The organism is Bradyrhizobium jicamae (assembly GCF_018130215.1).
In the GTDB taxonomy this organism is placed as follows: Bacteria; Pseudomonadota; Alphaproteobacteria; order Rhizobiales; family Xanthobacteraceae; genus Bradyrhizobium; species Bradyrhizobium jicamae_A.
Genome location: NZ_JAFCKQ010000007.1, coordinates 52,727 through 70,957, shown reverse-complemented (window position 1 = coordinate 70,957; position 18,231 = coordinate 52,727). Strand labels below are relative to the sequence as shown.

Below are 18,231 nucleotides of genomic sequence, written 5' to 3'. Positions count from 1 at the left end.
CGCTCACGCCAGATTTGGCGTAGGGTGATGGGCCTGAATTCGTCGGTTTTCGGTCGGGCGCGAACGTCTTGACCCATGCGCCCCCGACCAAATCGGCGTCCATCAATCGGGTGAACAGTCTTGAGCGACAAGACGGGACCTCCGGAACGACATGCGGGCGCCGGCTTGGCGCAGCACGTCTGGCTGTGGCCATTTGAGGCCACGAGGGTCGTGCTCGACACATATTGGCAATGGTACGCCGACCGCGCGCAGAGGCCCGAAGGCGAGGCGCCGTTGCCGTGGACGACGCCGAACAGGGTAGCGCTGCAGCTGCCGTCGATGCGTCTGGTGGATTTTTCGCGAAGCGCTGAAGGCCGGCCGTTGCTGGTTTGTGCGCCCTACGCGCTGCACCGTTCGTTGATCGCGGATTTTGCGCCGAACCACAGCCTGGTGGAGGTGCTGCGAAACGCCGGGGTTACGCGCCTCTATCTCACCGACTGGCGCTCGGCCACCCCCGATATGCGCTACTTCTCGATCGATACCTATCTTGCAGAGCTCAACGTCGCCGTCGATGAAATCGGGCCTCCGGTTGATCTTGCAGGCCTCTGCCAGGGTGGATGGCTGTCGCTGCTTTATGCCGCGCGTTTCCCGGGCAAGGTGCGGCGGCTCGTGCTCGCCGGCAGCCCGATCGACATCTCGGTGCCGTCGCAAATTGCCAAAATGGTGGTCTCGCTTCCGCAGCCGGGCTTCGAGGCGATGGTGCGTCAGGGAGACGGCATCGTCAGCGGCGCGAACATGCTGCAGATCTGGAGCATGCCCCTCACGCGAAATGACGTGGAAGCGGCGTTGCAGCGAGATCTCACTGGATCGGAGACCGGCAAGGCGCTCCACGATCGCTTCGAGCGCTGGAATCGCGAGACGCTGGATCTGCCCGGCACGTACTATCTTCAGGTCACCGACTGGATCTTTCGCCAGAACCGGATCGCGCACGGTGGCTTCGTCGCGCTCGGCCGCGCGCTCGATCTCGCCGAGGTGAAAACGCCGGTCTTCCTGCTCGCCGCCGATAACGACATCGTGGTCCCGCGCGACCAGGCGCTGGCGACCGCGCGATTGCTGGGCACGCCGCCGGCATGGCAGGAGCGCGCCACCGAATCGTGTGGTCACCTCGCCCTTTTCATGGGCTGCAAGGCACTGAACAATTCGTGGCGCCGGATCGCCCGCTGGCTGCAGGCCGATATCGGCGATGCTTCGGAGACGCCGCGGATGAGCGCTTAGAGCGTTTTCGAGCGGTTCGTGTGAAGAAAACGCCGCAATACAAGAATCCAGAGCTTCGGTTCTGATCCAATCAGAACCGAAAATACTCAGGGCCGCCGACCAAAACCTGCCCCGAATTGCAGTTTGCAATCCGGGGCATTGGAAGCTCACCTCGGTGTGCGCGGTCGCGCCTACTTGGCTGCGATCACCATGATCTCGACAGTGTATTGCGGGGCGGCGAGCCTGGCCTCGACGGTGGCGCGCGCCGGCGTGTTGCCCGGCGACACCCAGGCGTCCCACACTGCATTCATCTCGGCGAAGGTCCGCATGTCGGTGATGTAGATCGTTGCGCTGAGCAGCTTCGACTTGTCGGTGCCGGCCTTGGCGAGGTGGCCGTCGATGATCGAAAGGATGTCCTTGGTCTGCTCGGTGACGCTGCCGCCCGCCGCCTTGCCGGCGACGACGCCGGCGAGATAGACGGTGTTGCCGTGCACGACGACCTGGCTCATGCGCGGGCCGGATTCAATACGCTCGATGCTCATTTGGGTCTCCACTGGAATGGCGGGCACTCTCTACCCCGCCGCGGCGTCCGCCGCCACTGCGCAATTTGCAAGGCTCGGATTTTGAAGGCCGGGCTTTTGTGAGGCTCGGCTCACGGAAATCGTTGGAAGAAGGCCCAGATCGTCTCGGCGCCGTCGATATCATGGTTCTGCGGACCGAGGATGTTGTCGGCAAGCCGCTCGAAGCGCGCATCGGCAAAGCTGCCGGGCATGCGATGGCCGCCGCCGTTGACTCGGTAAAGCACGACGTCACGGCCGGCCGGGCAGTGCGAACCGATCCGGGTCACGGTGGAGTGGTCGTTGCGGTCGCGGTCCTCGAGCTCGCTGCTGCCGGCGTTCCTCGCCTCGCAGCCATTGACGTCGCGCCAGAATGCCAGCGTCTTGTCGGTCGACCAGAATCCGCCGACCGCGAAGCTGCTGGAGCCGCGGCCACCCTGATAGGGGATCAGCGGGTCGGCGGTGCCGTTCATCATCAAGAGCGGCACGGGCCGTGACGGCTGGCAGGCGCGAGCGGAGTGATTGGTGAGGTTCATGATCACGCTCGCGGCCGCGGCGAACAGGTCCGGCCGCCTGCAGAGCAGCGTCATGGTCATTGCGCCGCCATTGGAGATGCCGGTGACATAGATCCGCTTCCGGTCAGCTGTGCCGTCGTCGATGAATTTCTGGATCAACTGGCTGATGAAGGCGACATCGTCGGTGCCCTTGGGCGGACCGTTGCTGGCGCGCTCCTCGTCCGACCGCAGGTCGGCCCAGGCCCGGTTGAGCCCGTCGGGAAACACCACAGCGACCTGCTCGCGTTTTGCGACCGCGGGCCACGACGTCCGCGTCATCATATCGAGGCCGCTCTGCGTCTTGCCGTGCAGGGCGATAACCAGCGGCGCGGGCTTGCTGTCCGGCAGTTGAGCCGTGAAGGTCCGTGTGGTGCCGTTGATCACGATCGTCTCGCTGCGCGCCGGGCCAGGACCCAGCGCGAGCGCGCCAAGCGCCAACATGCCGATCCGACGCCATCGCATCGCCAAAATCCCGTCCGCGCGAGGCGCGATTGCATCACGCCCGGACGGCCGGTTCAACAGCTGCTATTCGCTCGCGGCTTCAGTTTCTGATTGGCTGGCCCAGCGGGCGAACAGCGCGATGCGTTCGGCCGGCCAGGCGCCGTCGCAGGGCATCGTGCCGGCCTCGAGCCGCGCCAGAATCTGCCGGCGATGCTTCAGCACATCGGCCTTCTTCCAGAGATCGAATGCGAACAGCATGGAGTTGCGATCCATCGGCCGGAACAGCGGCCGGATGTGCTCCTCGAACTGCACGGTCTCGTCGGCACCGGGCGGCGCATCTGTCTCACCGGCGTCAGGCGTTTCACCGGCCGCGGCAGGCTGCCGCGCGCCGGGTGTCGCGTTGCAGACCCACCACCAGCGCGGCACCGGCATGTTCGGCGGCGGCTTGGCGCCGGCGCCGGAATTCTCGACCGCGATCCGCGAGCCCCATTCGATATAGGCGACGAAGGCGGCGCGGAATTCGGGATCGGACGGTAGCCCGGCATCGTCGGCGCTTTGCACCATGTAGGTCGCCCACAGCGCGCGCTGCTCCGGCCGGATCTCCTTGCCGATATGCTGCGACACCATCCGCCGGTAGCCGCCATAGCGCTCGCTGTAGAGGCGCGGGCCGCCGAACACCTCGCTGAGCCAGGCCGCGACCCGTTCCGGATGGTCCGGCGACATCTGGGCGAACAGCGGGCCGAGCAGTGGGTCCTCCGGTACGTAGCGGCTGTAGAAGATGCGTGTCATGTCGAGCAGCGCCGGATAGCCGCCGGCCCATTCGAACAAGGTCGGCTCGCGCAGGGGATCAGGGACGGGATCGTGAAACGATACGCTCCAGTGCATCCCGCTGCAGAACGGCTTGTTCAATGACGAGCCGCAGCGGCACAGGCTGACATGTTCGTGCGAGGCGCCAGCATTCTGCGCGATGGTCTTGCCATCCTCGTCGACCAGCTCGACATCGCCGGTGACGCGGTAGGGTCCATCTTTCGAGACCTCGATCCCCGGCGGCCGGCTGACGTCCGACAGCGCAGCGTCGCGTGCGGGTCCGATGCCGATGCCGAGCGCGCCCGACGGGCATCTGCGGACCGCGTTGATGAGATCATCGAGCCGTGCGCCGCTCGGGCTGATGAACGGTTCCTCGCCGGGATGAAACACGGAGCGGAGGCGGTTGGTGCAGAAGCCTGAATGCGCGCAGGTGCCGCGATTGTCGAACAGGTACGCCTGCTGCCCTTCATGGATGTCGAGCTTGTCGGGTACCCGCCGCGGATCTTTTGCATCGGTGAAGCCGCGTTTGACGTGACTGCCGTCGCAGAACGGCCTGGTCTGCGATTGTCCGCAGCGGCAGAGCCGCACCGGTGCTTCAGTTGCAATCCGCACGCCGAGATGATCGACGATCGGAATGTCGGGATCGGGTTGATAGGGCCCATTGCGGGTGACGACGATGCGCTTGGGTATCGTGTTTGGAGTCTTCGCCGAACTGTCCTCTGTCATGCCTTGCAATGGTCCTCGCGCTCTCCCCAACCCGCAAAGCGTGCTTAGATGGATCGATGGCGGCTCTCAACGAACCAGATGGAAAGTGCCGCGGGAGAGCGGGATGATACGCAAGACCAAGCGCAAATATGGCTGCCCGGTCGAGTTCTCGATCGATCAGCTCTCGGGCAAGTGGAAGACCGTGATCCTGAGCCGGCTGAAGGTCCGCCCGATGCGCTACGGCGAACTGCGCCACGACATCCCGCAGCTCAGCGACAAGGTGTTGACCGAGCGGCTGCGCGATCTCTGCAACTGCGGCTTCGTGAAGCAGGAGCGCGCCGGCGTCTCGTCGCGCTATTGCCTGACCAAACGCGGCGAAATGCTGAAACCGATGTTGCAGGCACTCTACGATTGGGGACAAGCCAACGCCGACACGTTCGGGGTCCGTTTCCTCAGTGCGGAGGTGGAGGCGCAACGCCCCTGACCCGGCCCTGGTTCGGCGCTCACGAGCGAAAGCGGACATCAACCAGCCGAAAGTCCTGATGAATCCGTCGAAAATGACCCGTTTTGGAGATAGAATCTTCGGCGGAGCGCATGCTGCCGGATCATTGACCAGGCAGGTACCGAATAAGACAATCAAAGCGGAGATGCTATCGGCAGTGCAAGCCATCTTTGCCCGCTATCGCGTTCCAGAGGGGCCGCTTAGCTGCGCGGCAGGCGTTCGTATATTCCCCAATTCAATTTCCTGGAGGACTCTAGAATGGCGCGAACGAGATTTGGGTTCGTTGTATGGACTGCCTTGTTGCTGTCGAGTTCTGTCGCCGTGGCACAGCAGGCGGGCGACCCCTGCGGGGGCGATCTCAAGAAACTGTGCCCAGGGGTTCAGCCCGGCGAAGGCCGGATCACGGCCTGCATCAAATCCCATTTGACCGAGCTATCGGAGACCTGCGAGGCCCGCGTGCTTGGGGTAGGAGTGACAGGAAAGGCGTGCAAGACCGATGTTACAAAGCTGTGCGCCGGCGTTGTACCGGGCACCGGCGGTATCAGAGCCTGCATAAAGTCACACATGGCAGAGGTGAGCGATCCCTGCAGGGATGCGATGTCCCGCACTGCTGCGGGCAAGAAACTGTTCGGCAGTGGGGCACCTTAGAAGCGGTTCAATCGGGTCAGGCTTCTCGCTGCTTCACGCGCTGAGCACGAGGTAGATGAATGCGTTCACTCGATGATCGCATTCATTGGCTCGATGTCGCCTTATGGCTGACCGCGTCAGATTGCCATGATCGGCGTCGCGTCCGAGGCAGGAGGTAAGCCGGACCAGGACGCGACGGGGCCTAATAGACGTCACGGCACCGCTGCCTGATCAACGGCTCACGTCAACGTCGCGCGATTCCGGCAGCATCCACATCGCAAGGGTGCTCACTGCGCACATGACTGCAACGTACCAGGCCGGCGCCATTGGATTGTGGGTGACCGCCAGTAGCCAGGTCACCACGAATTGCGTTGTGCCTCCGAACAGCGAGGTGCCGATGGCGTAGACCAGCGACAGACCGGTGCTGCGCACCGCGATAGGGAGCAGCTCCGGCACCTGGACCAGTCCTGCGGTGCCGAACATCGCAGTGAGGGCCGCAAGCACGGCACTCACGGTCAGCAGGGTCGCGGCACCTGTGGCGCCGGACAGCCACATGAACAGGGGCACGATCAGGAACATCAGCGCCAAGCGCGGCAGCAGGTTGATGGTCCGGCGCCCGAACCGGTCGCACAATGCGCCACCGGCCAGGGCGAACGCGAAGGTCATCACTCCGCCCATCAGTACGCTGGCCTGCGACAGGGCCGCAGGCAGCTTCAGCACCTGCACCGCATAGGTCACCATGTAGTTACCCACCTGAGAGGCAACAGCCGCAGCTGCCGAGGCCAGCACGCCCAGAATCAGGATCTTGCCGTGGTCGCGAAACACCGATGCGACGATGGCCGGGCCGCTGTGCTGCTTGGTGCCGCCATGGGTTTCAGGCAGGTCGCGGCGGATATAGACGGCGATGGGAACGAGCACCAGGCTGACAAGGAACGGCACGCGCCAACCCCAGGCCGCCAGATCTTGCGGTGACAGCAGCAGCGAAAGCGCCACACCGAAGATGCCGCCGACCGCCACCGCCAGGCCTTGGCTCGCGATCTGCCAGCTCGAATACAGGCCCCGGCGTCCGGGTGGCGCAGCTTCGATCAACAAGGCTGTGGCTGGTCCTACTTCACCTCCGAGCGCGAACCCTTGCAGCAGACGGCATAGCACCACAATGATGGGAGCCAACATTCCAATGCTGGCGTAGCCGGGTGTAGCGGCCAGGCCCAAGGTTCCGACGGTTATCAGCGCGACCGTGAGAATCATCGCCGGCTTGCGTCCGGCTTTGTCGGCAAAAGCACCGATCAGCGCGCCGCCCAGCGGGCGTGTGAAGAAGCCGACACCGAAGGCCGCCACCGCCGCCAACAAGCTGCCGAACTCGCCCTCCACCGGAAAGAAGGTCTTGCCGATGTATACGGCGAAATAGGCGTAGATGACGAAGTCGTAAAACTCCAGCGCGTTGCCCGCCACGGCGGCGACAACAGCCTTGCGGCTAATCGTTGTCCCGGACAGCGCGCCATCGCTTGCAAACGTGGCGCTCTGCGGCACGAGATCGGAATTCAGGGTCGTAGTGCTCATGGGAGAACTCGTGAGTTTGATGGAGGGGAGCCGCTCAGGCTTCGACGGGGCAATCCGCTTGCAACCCCTCGAGGGCCTGCAGGCAGGCTTGGCGGCCTTGACGCCAGATGTCGCGCTTCCAGTCGTCGGCATCGGGGTAAAATGCCTCTTTGAGATCGCACTTGATCTGCTGTGCCAATACCGTATCGGCTGAACCATGACGGTGCAGCCAGTGCTCGGCCCGCAGTGCTGAGGTGACGCGATCGCTGGGATAGGTGCCGTATTCCAGGCAGATTCCGAATTGCTCGGCCTGCGGGCACTCCTCGAACAACGCCGTCTGGATGGGCCCGGTCAACGGAATGCTCGTCGACGTGCCGGCGTGGACGTCGGTCAATTCGCCCCACCACTGTTTGGCGCGCGGCAACGCATTTTGATCGAAGCTCGCGAAGATGCGCTCGCCAAAGCCGCTTGGTCCGAGCCCGGTGTGGATGTCGATCGACGCGAGTTGCTTCACGTTTCGCGTATAGCGCTTCAGGATCGAGCGGAAAGTCAGGTTGCTCCAGGTCGGTTCGCTTCCCCCGAAAAACATGCCGTCGGCACGGATGTATTGGCCGAGGCCGATGGCCCGCTGCAGGCCGCGCGCGCCATGCCGGCTGCGGTAGGCGGCCAGTTCGGCCTCTGCGGCCCCTCCGGGCGGCCAAGTGGCCGGCAGCAGCCAATCGTGGATCTCTGCGTAGCCGGTGTTTACCGGTAGTGACTTCGTGAAGTCGACGAAGTTCCGGTTCAGATCCACATTCTCCTGCGTGACGCGTCGCAAGTGTGAAAAGCCGTAGGGGTTTATCGCGTGCACATACAGTGTCGCGGTGTCGGCATACATCGGTGCATCATCGGTCAGGAGGCCGACCTGTACGGCGGAACCACAAAAGCCCTCCACACCGTGCACGCCGCTGAGCACGATCAGCATTTTCGATGCGTCAGCGGGACCGTCCAGCACCACGTCTACGGCCAGCGTTTCTCCCTCAGCGCCGGGCAGGTCCAGTACATGGCTGTCCACCACAAGGCCGCGGGCGCTGGCCGCGCCCAGAAACTTGCTGCGTGCGATGGCGTAGGTCGGGCTGAAAAGATCGAGGGATCGGGAAGAGATATCGTACATGTCTACTCCTGACGGAATTTATGCCAATGCGGCCGCCGGCTCGACGGCGCGCAACCGATGCAACAGGCGCTTGCGGCATGCGGTGCCGAAAGCCGTGAAGATGGCCTGCGCCAAAGGACAGTCGTGAATACGCATCTCGGGATGAAACTGTACCGCGAGCGCAAAGGCCGGCGCGCAGGCGACCGAGAAAGCCTCGACCAGGCCGTCGGGTGCAGTGGCTTCGACCCGCAAGCCTTGTCCAAGCCGGTCGATCCCCTGGTGATGGAGAGAATTGACGGGCACGCGCTGCTCGCCAACCAGGCCCGCAAGCACGCCGCCTGGTGCGATGTCGATGTCGTGGCTGTCGTCGTACCAGCGTTCGATCGGTCGTGCGTGATCGCCTTCGCGGTGATCGAGGCGACCAGAGCGCGTGTGGACCGCCGGATCGAGCGTGCCTCCGAAGGCCACGTTCATTTCCTGAAAGCCGCGGCATACGCCGAGAATGGGTACGCCGGCGGCTACGACTCTCCGAACCAGCGGCAACACGGCTGCATCGCGCGCCAGGTCGAGCAGCATCTCGTCGGGCGCCGCCGGAGCTCCATAGCACGCGGGCGATACGTTGGAGGGACTGCCGGTGAGCAAGACGCCGTCAATGCTATCGATGAGGCTGTCGGCATCGAAAGCTCCCGCTTCGGCGGGAAGGCCCAGTGTCATAACGCCGGCACACTCCGACGCTGCGCGGACATATCCGTGCAGGACGGCATGCGCAGCGTGGCCATGCCGATCGATCCGATCGGCGGCAACGATCACGAGAGGACGGCGGAGAGCGTCGCAGGTCATGTTCAGGGCAATCTCTAAGGGATGCCCTGAGTGTAGGACCACGATCTATTTGCGTAAATTGCAATTTAACTCTAGCTTAGTTGCATGATCTGCAAGTGACTGCATCATGAACACTCGCCAGCTTCGCCACTTCCTTGCGGTATTGGACCGCGGCTCGCTCAGCGCCGCCGCCAGGGTCGTGCACCTGAGCCTGCCGGCTCTGTCGCGCAGCCTTCGCTCGCTCGAGGATGAATTGCGCGTGCCGCTGTTCGACCGCCAGGACCGGCGCCTGCGACCCACGCCCTATGCGCTGATGTATGCCGAGCGCGCCCGGCGAATCGTCTTCGACGAGAGGGAAGGCGCTCGCTCGCTGGCTCTGATGCGTGACGGCGAGTCGGGGTCACTGCATTTCGGGATGGGTTCGTCGATTGCCCGCATGCTGATGGCGCCGATGCTGCTGCAACTTCTATCGGACGCGCCGCGATTGCGGCTCAGCACAGTCGTGCAAAGCACTGATGCGCTGCTGGCTGCACTGCGCCGCGAAGAGCTCGACTTCTTCATCGGCGACATCCGTGCGGTGGCGCACGACAGTCAGATGCAGGTCCAGCCTGTCTACCGCTGCAGCTTCGGTTGGTATGCTCGTCGCGGCCATCCGCTGGATGGGCGGGAAAACATCACCATTGATGCGCTCAGGACGTATCCGCTCATTGGATCCGGGTATGCCGACGAGGGGCTGTTGGAGCAGATGGCGGCTCTGTATGGGCTGTCGCGACCGTTGCAGGATCATTTCTCGGTCAACACCAACGACGCATCCACCCTGCTGACGCTGCTCCTCTCCAGCAATGCGATCGCTCCGGCCACAGACGTTTCGGTGTTCACGGATCTGCGAGACGGCACGCTGGTTTGCCTGGACGTCAATCCTCCACTGAGCTTGCAGCTCACCTTGGGCATTGTCGAGCGCGCCGGTCGGACCCGTGTGCCTGCGGCCGAGCGGGCCTTCGAGATCGTGCGGGCGCATTTCGCGTCTGTGGAGCAGGCGGTCGCTCCCCGCGTGCCGCGTGCGAGGGCGCGCCGCAAGGTCGCGGGCAAGAACCGGACACGCCCGAGGATCGCGCGATAGTCTCGCCATCAGCGCGGAAAGACCGGCGGGCTGGTTACACGAGTTCGTCGCTTCAGCGGAGAATTTCTCTGCAATTTTGTCGCGAGCTCCTCGCAATGACGACGGAGCAAGCACCTGACACGGCAAGACTAGCCCGCCGCTCTCGCCGCCGCGCGTCCCGCATTCCGTCCCGAGAACAGGCAGCCGCCGAGGAAGGTGCCTTCCAGCGAGCGATAGCCGTGCACGCCGCCACCGCCGAAGCCGGCGGCTTCGCCAGCCGCGTAGAGCCCGCGGATGATCTGGTGGTCGTTGCCGAACACTCGTGAATCGAGATCGGTCTCGAAGCCGCCGAGCGTCTTGCGGGTCAGGATGTTGAGCTTCACTGCGATCAGCGGGCCGTGCGCGGAGTCGAGGATGCGGTGCGGCCTGGCGGTACGGATCAGCTTGTCGCCGATATAGCGGCGTGCATTGTGCAGGTTCATCACCTGTGCGTCCTTGACGAAGGGATTCGATATCTCGCGGTCGCGCGCCTCGATCTGCGCCTTGATCGCGTCGAACTTCAAAAGGTCGTTGCCGGCAAGCTTGTTCATGGCATCGACGAGATCGCCGAGCTTGTCGCGCACGATGAAGTCGGCGCCATGCTGCTTGAACGCCTCGACTGGCGCCGGCGCGCCCTTGTTGGTGGCGCGCTTGATCGTCATGCGCCAGCTTTTCCCGGTCAGATCGGGATTCTGCTCCGAGCCCGAGAGCGCGAATTCCTTCTTGATGATGCTCTGGGTCAGGATGAACCACGAGTAGTCGTGGCCGGTGCTCATGATGTAATGCAGTTGCCCGAGCGTGTCGGAGCCCGGGAACAGCGGCGCCGGCAGGCGCTTGCCGGTCGCGTCGAACCAGAGCGACGACGGTCCAGGTAAAATGCGGATGCCATGACGTGGCCAGATCGGGTTCCAGTTCTGGATCCCCTCGACGTAGTGCCACATCCGGTCGCGGTTGATCAGCCGCGCGCCGGCGGCTTCGGTGATACCGATCATGCGGCCGTCGACATGTTCGGGCACGCCCGAGATCATGAATTTTGGCGGCTCGCCGAGTCGCTTCGGCCAGTTCTGCCGCACCAGGTCATGATTGCCGCCGATGCCGCCGGAGGCGACGATCACGGCCTGCGCACGCAGCGAGAAATCGCCGACCACCTTGCGCGAGGAACTTTTTCCGCGCTCGACGCTGGTCGGCTCCAGGATTGCGCCGTGGACACCGCCGACCACGCCGTTGGTCACATCGAGCGCATCGACGCGATGGCGGAACTTGAAGACCAGCCGTCCGGTCTTGGCGGCCTCGCGCGCGCGGCGCTCGAACGGCTCGACGATGCCCGGGCCGGTGCCCCAGGTGACATGAAAACGCGGCACCGAATTGCCATGCCCCATCGCGTCATAGCCGCCGCGCTCGGCCCAGCCGACGATCGGGAAGATGCGATGGCCCATCGCGCGCAGCCAGTCGCGCTTCTCACCGGCGGCGAAGGCGACATAGGCCTCCGCCCATTTGCGCGGCCAGTGATCTTCGTCGCGGTCGAAGCCGGCTGTGCCCATCCAGTCCTGCAGCGCCAGATCGCAGGAGTCCTTGATTCCGAGCCGCCGCTGCTCCGGCGAATCGACCAGGAACAATCCGCCGAACGACCAGAACGCCTGGCCGCCGAGGCTTTGTTCCCCTTCCTGATCGAGCACGATGACGCGCTTGCCGGCGTCGGCAATCTCGGTTGCGGCGACAAGCCCGGCCAGCCCGCCGCCAACCACGATCACATCCGCATCCTCGGCCATTCCGATTCTCCCCAACCCCGCCATGATTGAAGACTGCGGCCTCGCGCGCGGTCAACGCCAAATGATCCTTGCCTGTGGCCCCGAGGCACCAAGCCGTCGCGGCAAATTGTTTCAGTTTGGGACCTTTCCACACCCGACTGCAGCCCGCGCGCAACACCCAATTTGAATTTGTTTTGACGCGGTTCGCTCGGCTGGACAAAACTTCGGTCTCGCAACACGCTCACCTGCACTGCATCACCAAAACAAGCAGATTCGGTTTCGACTGGGGCTGGCCAAATGAAGTTGATGACGGGGTTGCTCGCTGCGGTTCTTCTGCTGGCGGGAATGGGGGCGTCACACGCGGTGGTCAGGATTGCCGATGATCGCGGCGGGCGGATCGGAACCTACGTCGACAAATATCAAAGCCTGCGCACGTCGGGCGAAACCGTGATCATCGACGGCCTTTGTGCGTCCGCCTGCACCATTGTGCTCGGCGCGGTTCCCCGCGACCGCATTTGCGTCACCTCGCATGCCAATCTCGGTTTCCATGCTGCCTGGGATTTCGGCGCCAACGGCCGCGCGGTGACCAATCCCGAAGCGACGCAGATGCTGTACTCGATGTATCCGCCGGCGGTGCGCAGATGGATCGCGGCCCGCGGTGGCCTGACGCCGCACATGATCTTTCTGCGCGGCAAGCAGCTGCAGGCGCTGTACAAGCCCTGTTATCTCGACGCGCAGGCCTCGGCGAACAAGCCGTTATCGCATTGACGAGCAAACCCTCCGCATGACGTGATCGGGCCGGCCCCCATTGTGCTTGCCGCCCGCCGGAACCCGGCCTATCTGAACCGCATGGTTCAGCCGGTCTCCGCCCCGCCTCACCCGATCGCCGAGCCGACGCAGGGCGCGGTGGCGTCGGTGATTCTGTGGGGCGGGGCCGGCATTGGAGGGATGGCCCTGCTGGCTGCCGGCGTACTCTGGTTCCACTATGGCACGGCGGTGTTTTTCGAGATGATTGCCGCCGGAATCTCTGCCTGTTTCTGACCGAGAAGGATGTTTTGACATCATGCCCCGGACGACCCGACCGCTGGTGATCTTCGCCGCCTTCGCTGCCAGCCTGGCCGTCGGCCTGTTCGTCATGCTGTGGGCGGTCGGAGGCCTGCGCACTGTCGCCGCACCGGCCGCGATCGGCGGCCCGTTCCAGCTCACCGACCAGTCCGGGCAGACGGTCACCGACAAGGACCTCAAGGGCAAGCCGACGCTGATCTTCTTCGGATTCACCCACTGTCCCGACGTCTGTCCGACCTCGCTGTTCGAGATGTCGGAGGTGCTCAAGGCAATGGGCAAGGACGCCGACCGGGTGAACACCTATTTCGTCTCGGTTGATCCCGAGCGCGACACCCAGGCCGCGATGAAGGATTACCTTTCGAGCTTCGATCCGCACCTCAAAGGCCTCACCGGCGATCCCGCTTCAGTCGCCAAGGTGCTGTCGGAATATCGCGTCTACGCCAAGAAGGTGCCGCTGAAGGATGGTGACTACACGATGGATCACACCGCGCTGATCTATCTGATGGATCGCGACGGCCGTTTCGTCTCGCCGTTCAACCTGAACCGGACGCCGGAGGAGGCGGCCGCCGATCTGAAACGGTATCTCTGAGCCCGCTTCCCGGCGGGCACTTGACCCAATCGGCGCTCGCATCGGGCGCCGGATGGTCTATAAGGCCGTCCGATTTCCTCTAATCGCCCATTTTATGCCAGATCACTCCAACCAGCCCTTTGCCGTCCGGCCGCGCCAGATCGTCCACCTGGCTGCGGAGATGATGGCGGCTGCGTGGCTGGCATCGGCCGGACCCGTGATGGCACAGACGCCGCCGGCCCAAGCTCCCTCCGTCCAGGCTCCGGCCGCCAAGTCCGCTCCGGCGGCCGGCTCGCCGGTCACGCCATCGACCCCGACCCCTCCGCCGAAGGCTGCTGCCGCAGCCGCGCCCCAGGCGGTGCCGGGCTTCTGGGATCCGCGGCGCCGGCCAGACCGGCCCGACCTGTCGCGCCTCACCGTGATCCGCTTCCTGACCGAGACCGACTATCCGCCGTTCAACTTCACCGGTCCCGACGGCAATCCGGCTGGTTTCAACGTCGACCTTGCGCGCTCGCTCTGCGACGAGATCAAGGTCACCTGCACCATCCAGATGCGTCGCTTCGAGACCCTGGTCGATGCGCTCGCCACCAATCGGGGCGATGCCATCATCGCCTCGATGGCGGTGACGCCGCAGCTCCGCGCCAAGGTCGATTTCACCGATCCCTATTACCGTGCGCCGGCGCGCTTCGTGTCGCGCCGCGACAATGTGATGCCCGAGATCCGCCCCGAATATCTCGAGGGCAAGAAGGTCGGCGTCATCGCCGGCACCTCGCACGAGGCGTATCTGAAGGCGATGTTCACCGACGCCGAGATCCATTCCTATCCCGATAACGATGCGCTGCGCGCGGCGCTGCGCCGCGGCGAGGTCGATTTCATCTTCGGCGATGCGATCTCGCTCGCGTTCTGGATCAACGGCACCGACTCTGCCGAGTGCTGCGCCTTCTCCGGCGGACCTTTCGTCGAGAGCCGCTATTTCGGCGAGGGCGTCGGGATCGCTGTGCGCAAAGGCAACGACCTGCTGCGGCAATCACTGAACTGGGCGCTGTTCCGGATCTGGGAAAAAGGCCGCTTCACCGATCTGTGGCTGCGCTACTTCTCGATCAGCCCGTTCTAGGAGTCGTCCGACGCAGTCATTCCGGGGCGATGCGCAGCATCGAACCCGGAATCTCGAGATTCCGGTCTGGTGTTTGTGCACCATCCCGGAATGACGGGGGCTTCGCCGTCATTTTGCATTTCGCCGCGAAAGCGCTAGTTTCGCGGCCTTTTTGGAGAAAGCCTGAGGAATGTCCGTGATCGATCCTCCGTTCAGCCCTGGCGACCTGCGTGCGCTCGCCGAACAATCCAACGCCTGGCCGTTCGAGCAGGCGAAAGCGATTGTGGCGCGGCTGAAGAAAAATCCGAAGGACGAGGTGCTGTTCGAGACCGGCTACGGCCCGTCGGGACTGCCCCATATCGGCACCTTCGGCGAGGTCGCGCGCACCTCGATGGTGCGCCATGCCTTTCGCGTGCTCACCGAGGACAAGATCAAGACGCGTCTGCTTGCTTTCTCCGACGACATGGACGGGCTGCGCAAGGTGCCCGACAACGTGCCGAACAAGGAGCTGCTGGAGAAGAACCTCGGCAAGCCGCTGACCAAGGTGCCCGATCCGTTCGGCACCCATTCGAGCTTCGGTGCGCACAACAATGCGCGGCTGCGGGCCTTCCTCGACCAGTTCGGCTTCGACTACGAATTCGCGAGCTCGACCGAATACTACACCTCGGGCCGGTTCGACGCGGCGCTGCTGCGCATGCTGGAGCGGATCGAGAAGGTGATGGCGATCATGCTGCCCAGCCTGCGCGAGGAGCGCGCGGCGAGCTATTCGCCGTTCCTGCCGATCTGCCCGCGTACCGGCCTCGTGCTCTACGTGCCGGTCACCGCGCATGACGCCAAGGCCGGTACGATCTCCTATGACGATCCGGAGACCAGGGAGAGCGTCACCGTTCCCGTCACCGGCGGCCACTGCAAGCTGCAATGGAAGCCGGACTGGGCGATGCGCTGGTATGCGCTCGGCGTCGACTACGAAATGGCCGGCAAGGACCTGATCGACTCGGTGAAGCTGTCCGGCAAGATCTGCGCGGCGCTCGGCGGCACGCCGCCCGAAGGCTTCAATTTCGAGCTCTTCCTCGACGAGAAGGGCCAGAAGATCTCGAAATCGAAGGGCAATGGCCTGACCATCGACGAGTGGCTGCGCTATGCCTCGCCGGAATCGCTGTCGCTGTTCATGTATCGCGAGCCGAAGGCGGCCAAGAGGCTGTATTTCGACGTCATCCCGCGTCATGTCGACGAGTACCAGCAGTTCCTCGACGGCTTCCCGCGTCAGGAACCGCGGCAGCAGCTGCAGAACCCGGTCTGGCATATCCACTCCGGCAAGCCGCCGCAGGCTGATATGCCGGTCACCTTCCAGCTGTTGCTGACGCTGGTGTCGTCGTCGAATGCGGAGAATGCCGGGACGCTGTGGGGCTTCATCGGTCGCTACCGTCCCGGCGTGACGCCGCAGACCCATCCGAAGCTGGACGCGATGGTCGGCTACGCCATCAACTACTATCGCGACTTCGTGGCGCCGACGAAGCAGTTCCGCGAGCCGACCGAGGGCGAGCGCGCCGCGCTGCAGGATCTGCGCGATGCGCTTGCCAACATGCAGGAGGGTGCGACCGCGGAAGAGATCCAGAACGTGGTCTACGAGATCGGCCGCCGCGAGCCGTTCCTCGACACCAACAAGAAGGGCAAGGATGGCCGTCCCGGCGTCTCGCTCGACTGGTTCAACATGCTCTACCAGGTTCTGCTCGGCCAGGAGAAGGGGCCTCGCTTCGGCTCCTTCGTCGCGGTCTACGGCGTGCAGAACGCGGTCGACATGATCGACGGCGCGCTGGCGCGGTCGTCGTAGGCATTGCAAAGGTTGGGCAAAGGCGCGGAAGCGCTGTGCCCAACACACGAGCAGTGATTGAAACGGCGGGCACGCTACGCTTTGCCGCACCCCGCGGGCGTGTGTAGCCCGGATGCAGCGAAGCGTAGTCCGGGACTCTCGCAAGTGGCGACAGCTGTCCCGGATTGTGCTGCGCTCCACCCGGGCTACGGGCGCCGCCGAGCCCGCAAAATCGGGATGGCAGCCCATCGGCAATTTCACCGGAGGCTGCCGTCGGATTGCGCTAGACTTGCGCCCACAAAATCAACAGTGCCTCCGCCGAGGGGCCGGGATGAACGGGAGCACACGCATGCAGTTCAGGGTTTCGCCGACATCGCTGCAGGACAGTTCGAGCGCCGAGGAATGGCAGGCGCGGGTCGACCTCGCAGCCGCCCACCGGCTCGCCTATATCCACGGTTTCTCCGAAGGCATCTTCAACCATCTCACCTTCGTGGTGCCCGGCCGCACCGACCGCTACTACCAGATCCCGTTCGGCATGCACTGGTCGGAGGTGACGGCGTCGTCCTTCATGGAGGTGGGCATCGACGATGCCGAGGTGAAGCGCGGCGAGGGTGAGGTCGAGCGCTCCTGCTATTGCATCCACGCGCCGATCCACAAGGCGCTGCCGCAGGCAAAGGCGGTGTTCCACACCCATATGCCGTTCGCGAGCGCGCTGACCCGGCTCGAAGACCCCCGCATCAAGGAAATCGGCCAGACCGAGGTCGGGCTGTCCGAGGCGATCGCCTATGATGATCTCTACACTGGTCCAGCGCTCGATCCGGCCGAGGGCGCGCGGCTTGCCAGGGTGATCGGCAACAAGACGATCCTGTTCATGGCCAATCACGGCATCTCGACCGTCGGCGAAACCGTCGCGGACGCCTTCGACAGGCTCTATTACATCGAGCGGGCCGCGCAGGTGCAGATCTACGCGATGTGGACCCACCAGCCGCTGAAGCAGCTGCCGCCGCAGGTCGTCGAGAAGACCAAGCGCGATTTCCGCGACGAACACCTCTACAAGGGACCGACCCCGTCGCAGCGGCATTTCGATGCACTGAAGCGGATGCTGGATCGCAGGGAGCCGGATTACGCGACGTAATTCGCCGCGAATTCCACTGTCGTCCCGGCCCGCGCCGGGACGACACCAATATTGTGGCGACAACTCGCCTCGCTACTGGCTCACCCAGACGATGCGCGCGATCCATGCGACCTCCTCTGCATCGAGGATGCGGTCTGCGAGTTCAGGATTGAGGGAGCCGAGCTCCAACGTCCTCGCGCTGCGGCGTTTCAGTTCCTTCACCAGCATCTCGCCGCCTGCCGTTCGCAGCACGACGCGGTCGCCGCGGCGGATCGGTGTGCCCGGTGAGATCACGATGATGTCGCCCTCGCGATAGGCCGGTTTCATCTGATCGCCCTCGATCTCGAGCGCATAGGCATGCTCGTCATGGATCGTTGGCAGCGCCACCTCGTCCCAGCCCTTGCCGGAGGGAAAGCCGCTGTCGTCGAACAGGCCGGCGGTGCCGGCCTGTTCGAAGCCGATCATCGGCACCGCCTGGCCGGTGCGCCCACCATCGCCGATCAGCGCCACGAAGGTTTCGATCGAGGCATTTGTTGCGGCCAGCGCCTTGGAGACCGATTCGGTCGACGGCCAGCGTTCGCGGCCGTCGCCGGTGATCCGCTTCGATTTGTTGAAGGTGGTGGGATCGAGCCCTGCGCGCTTGGCGAGGCCGGAAGGCGACAGGCCGGCGCGTTCGGCGAGCCGGTCGAGCGCTGCCCAGACCTGGCCGTGGGTGAGCGGTCGGACGGCTTTTGGCTGCTTGACCATCGGAACCATCCTTGCACATTTCTAGGAATTAT

General features: G+C 64.2%; 17 protein-coding genes. 9 read left to right on the top strand and 8 right to left on the bottom strand.

Features of this window, described 5'->3' with window-relative positions; genetic code table 11:
* Positions 1 to 120: 120 nt before the first annotated feature.
* A complete protein-coding gene (locus JQ586_RS11305) occupies positions 121 to 1,254 on the top strand; it encodes an alpha/beta fold hydrolase (protein WP_249147483.1) in 1,134 nt (377 codons plus the stop codon).
* 170 nt (positions 1,255 to 1,424) lie between these two features.
* On the opposite strand, the gene JQ586_RS11300 is transcribed toward JQ586_RS11305, so the two are convergent.
* From JQ586_RS11300 to JQ586_RS11290, 3 genes are all read right to left on the bottom strand, one after another.
* Positions 1,425 to 1,775 carry a RidA family protein gene (locus JQ586_RS11300; RefSeq protein ID WP_212394624.1) on the bottom strand — a complete coding sequence of 117 codons (351 nt, stop codon included), beginning with the start codon at positions 1,773 to 1,775 and terminating at the stop codon, positions 1,425 to 1,427.
* A gap of 110 nt (positions 1,776 to 1,885) precedes the next feature.
* Positions 1,886 to 2,806, bottom strand: coding sequence for a PHB depolymerase family esterase (locus tag JQ586_RS11295; RefSeq protein WP_212394623.1), 921 nt, complete (start codon positions 2,804 to 2,806; stop codon positions 1,886 to 1,888).
* Between the two features lie 63 nt (positions 2,807 to 2,869).
* Positions 2,870 to 4,318, bottom strand: coding sequence for a CDGSH iron-sulfur domain-containing protein (locus tag JQ586_RS11290; RefSeq protein WP_212394622.1), 1,449 nt, complete (start codon positions 4,316 to 4,318; stop codon positions 2,870 to 2,872).
* 103 nt (positions 4,319 to 4,421) lie between these two features.
* Between JQ586_RS11290 and JQ586_RS11285 the strand changes: the two genes are divergently transcribed.
* Positions 4,422 to 4,781 carry a helix-turn-helix domain-containing protein gene (locus tag JQ586_RS11285; RefSeq protein ID WP_212394621.1) on the top strand — a complete coding sequence of 120 codons (360 nt, stop codon included), beginning with the start codon at positions 4,422 to 4,424 and terminating at the stop codon, positions 4,779 to 4,781.
* Between the two features lie 876 nt (positions 4,782 to 5,657).
* Here JQ586_RS11285 and JQ586_RS11280 read toward each other — a convergent pair.
* The 3 genes from JQ586_RS11280 to JQ586_RS11270 are packed head-to-tail and all read right to left on the bottom strand — an operon-like array spanning position 5,658 to position 8,853.
* A complete protein-coding gene (locus JQ586_RS11280; protein ID WP_212394620.1) occupies positions 5,658 to 6,986 on the bottom strand; it encodes an MFS transporter in 1,329 nt (442 codons plus the stop codon).
* Between the two features lie 34 nt (positions 6,987 to 7,020).
* On the bottom strand, positions 7,021 to 8,118 hold the full coding sequence (locus JQ586_RS11275) for a M14 family metallopeptidase (protein ID WP_212394619.1): 1,098 nt from the start codon (positions 8,116 to 8,118) through the stop codon (positions 7,021 to 7,023).
* A gap of 18 nt (positions 8,119 to 8,136) precedes the next feature.
* Positions 8,137 to 8,853 (bottom strand): gamma-glutamyl-gamma-aminobutyrate hydrolase family protein, encoded by a 717-nt coding sequence (locus JQ586_RS11270; RefSeq protein ID WP_312016955.1) that lies wholly within the window; start codon positions 8,851 to 8,853, stop codon positions 8,137 to 8,139.
* A gap of 190 nt (positions 8,854 to 9,043) precedes the next feature.
* Here JQ586_RS11270 and JQ586_RS11265 point away from each other — a divergent pair, with 190 nt between their 5' ends.
* Positions 9,044 to 10,036: a LysR family transcriptional regulator gene (locus JQ586_RS11265; RefSeq protein WP_212394617.1), complete on the top strand. Its 993-nt coding sequence runs from the start codon at positions 9,044 to 9,046 to the stop codon at positions 10,034 to 10,036.
* Between the two features lie 128 nt (positions 10,037 to 10,164).
* On the opposite strand, the gene JQ586_RS11260 is transcribed toward JQ586_RS11265, so the two are convergent.
* On the bottom strand, positions 10,165 to 11,823 hold the full coding sequence (locus JQ586_RS11260; protein ID WP_212394616.1) for an FAD-binding dehydrogenase: 1,659 nt from the start codon (positions 11,821 to 11,823) through the stop codon (positions 10,165 to 10,167).
* A gap of 276 nt (positions 11,824 to 12,099) precedes the next feature.
* Between JQ586_RS11260 and JQ586_RS11255 the strand changes: the two genes are divergently transcribed.
* The 6 genes from JQ586_RS11255 to JQ586_RS11230 all read left to right on the top strand — a co-directional run bounded on the left by JQ586_RS11255 (position 12,100) and on the right by JQ586_RS11230 (position 17,473).
* Entirely contained in the window at positions 12,100 to 12,570 is a 471-nt protein-coding gene (locus JQ586_RS11255; RefSeq protein ID WP_212394615.1) for a hypothetical protein, read from the top strand.
* Between the two features lie 81 nt (positions 12,571 to 12,651).
* Positions 12,652 to 12,843 (top strand): hypothetical protein, encoded by a 192-nt coding sequence (locus JQ586_RS11250; protein WP_212394614.1) that lies wholly within the window; start codon positions 12,652 to 12,654, stop codon positions 12,841 to 12,843.
* Positions 12,844 to 12,865: 22 nt separating this feature from the next.
* Entirely contained in the window at positions 12,866 to 13,456 is a 591-nt protein-coding gene (locus JQ586_RS11245; RefSeq protein ID WP_212394613.1) for an SCO family protein, read from the top strand.
* A gap of 199 nt (positions 13,457 to 13,655) precedes the next feature.
* On the top strand, positions 13,656 to 14,549 hold the full coding sequence (locus tag JQ586_RS11240) for a transporter substrate-binding domain-containing protein (RefSeq protein ID WP_212394792.1): 894 nt from the start codon (positions 13,656 to 13,658) through the stop codon (positions 14,547 to 14,549).
* Between the two features lie 169 nt (positions 14,550 to 14,718).
* Positions 14,719 to 16,359: a lysine--tRNA ligase gene (locus tag JQ586_RS11235; RefSeq protein ID WP_212394612.1), complete on the top strand. Its 1,641-nt coding sequence runs from the start codon at positions 14,719 to 14,721 to the stop codon at positions 16,357 to 16,359.
* 328 nt (positions 16,360 to 16,687) lie between these two features.
* A complete protein-coding gene (locus JQ586_RS11230; protein WP_212394611.1) occupies positions 16,688 to 17,473 on the top strand; it encodes a class II aldolase/adducin family protein in 786 nt (261 codons plus the stop codon).
* A 72-nt stretch (positions 17,474 to 17,545) separates the two neighbouring features.
* Here the strand turns inward: JQ586_RS11230 and JQ586_RS11225 are convergent, their stop codons facing one another.
* Complete coding sequence (locus JQ586_RS11225; protein ID WP_212394610.1) at positions 17,546 to 18,199, bottom strand: helix-turn-helix transcriptional regulator; 654 nt, start codon at positions 18,197 to 18,199, stop codon at positions 17,546 to 17,548.
* Positions 18,200 to 18,231: the final 32 nt, after the last annotated feature.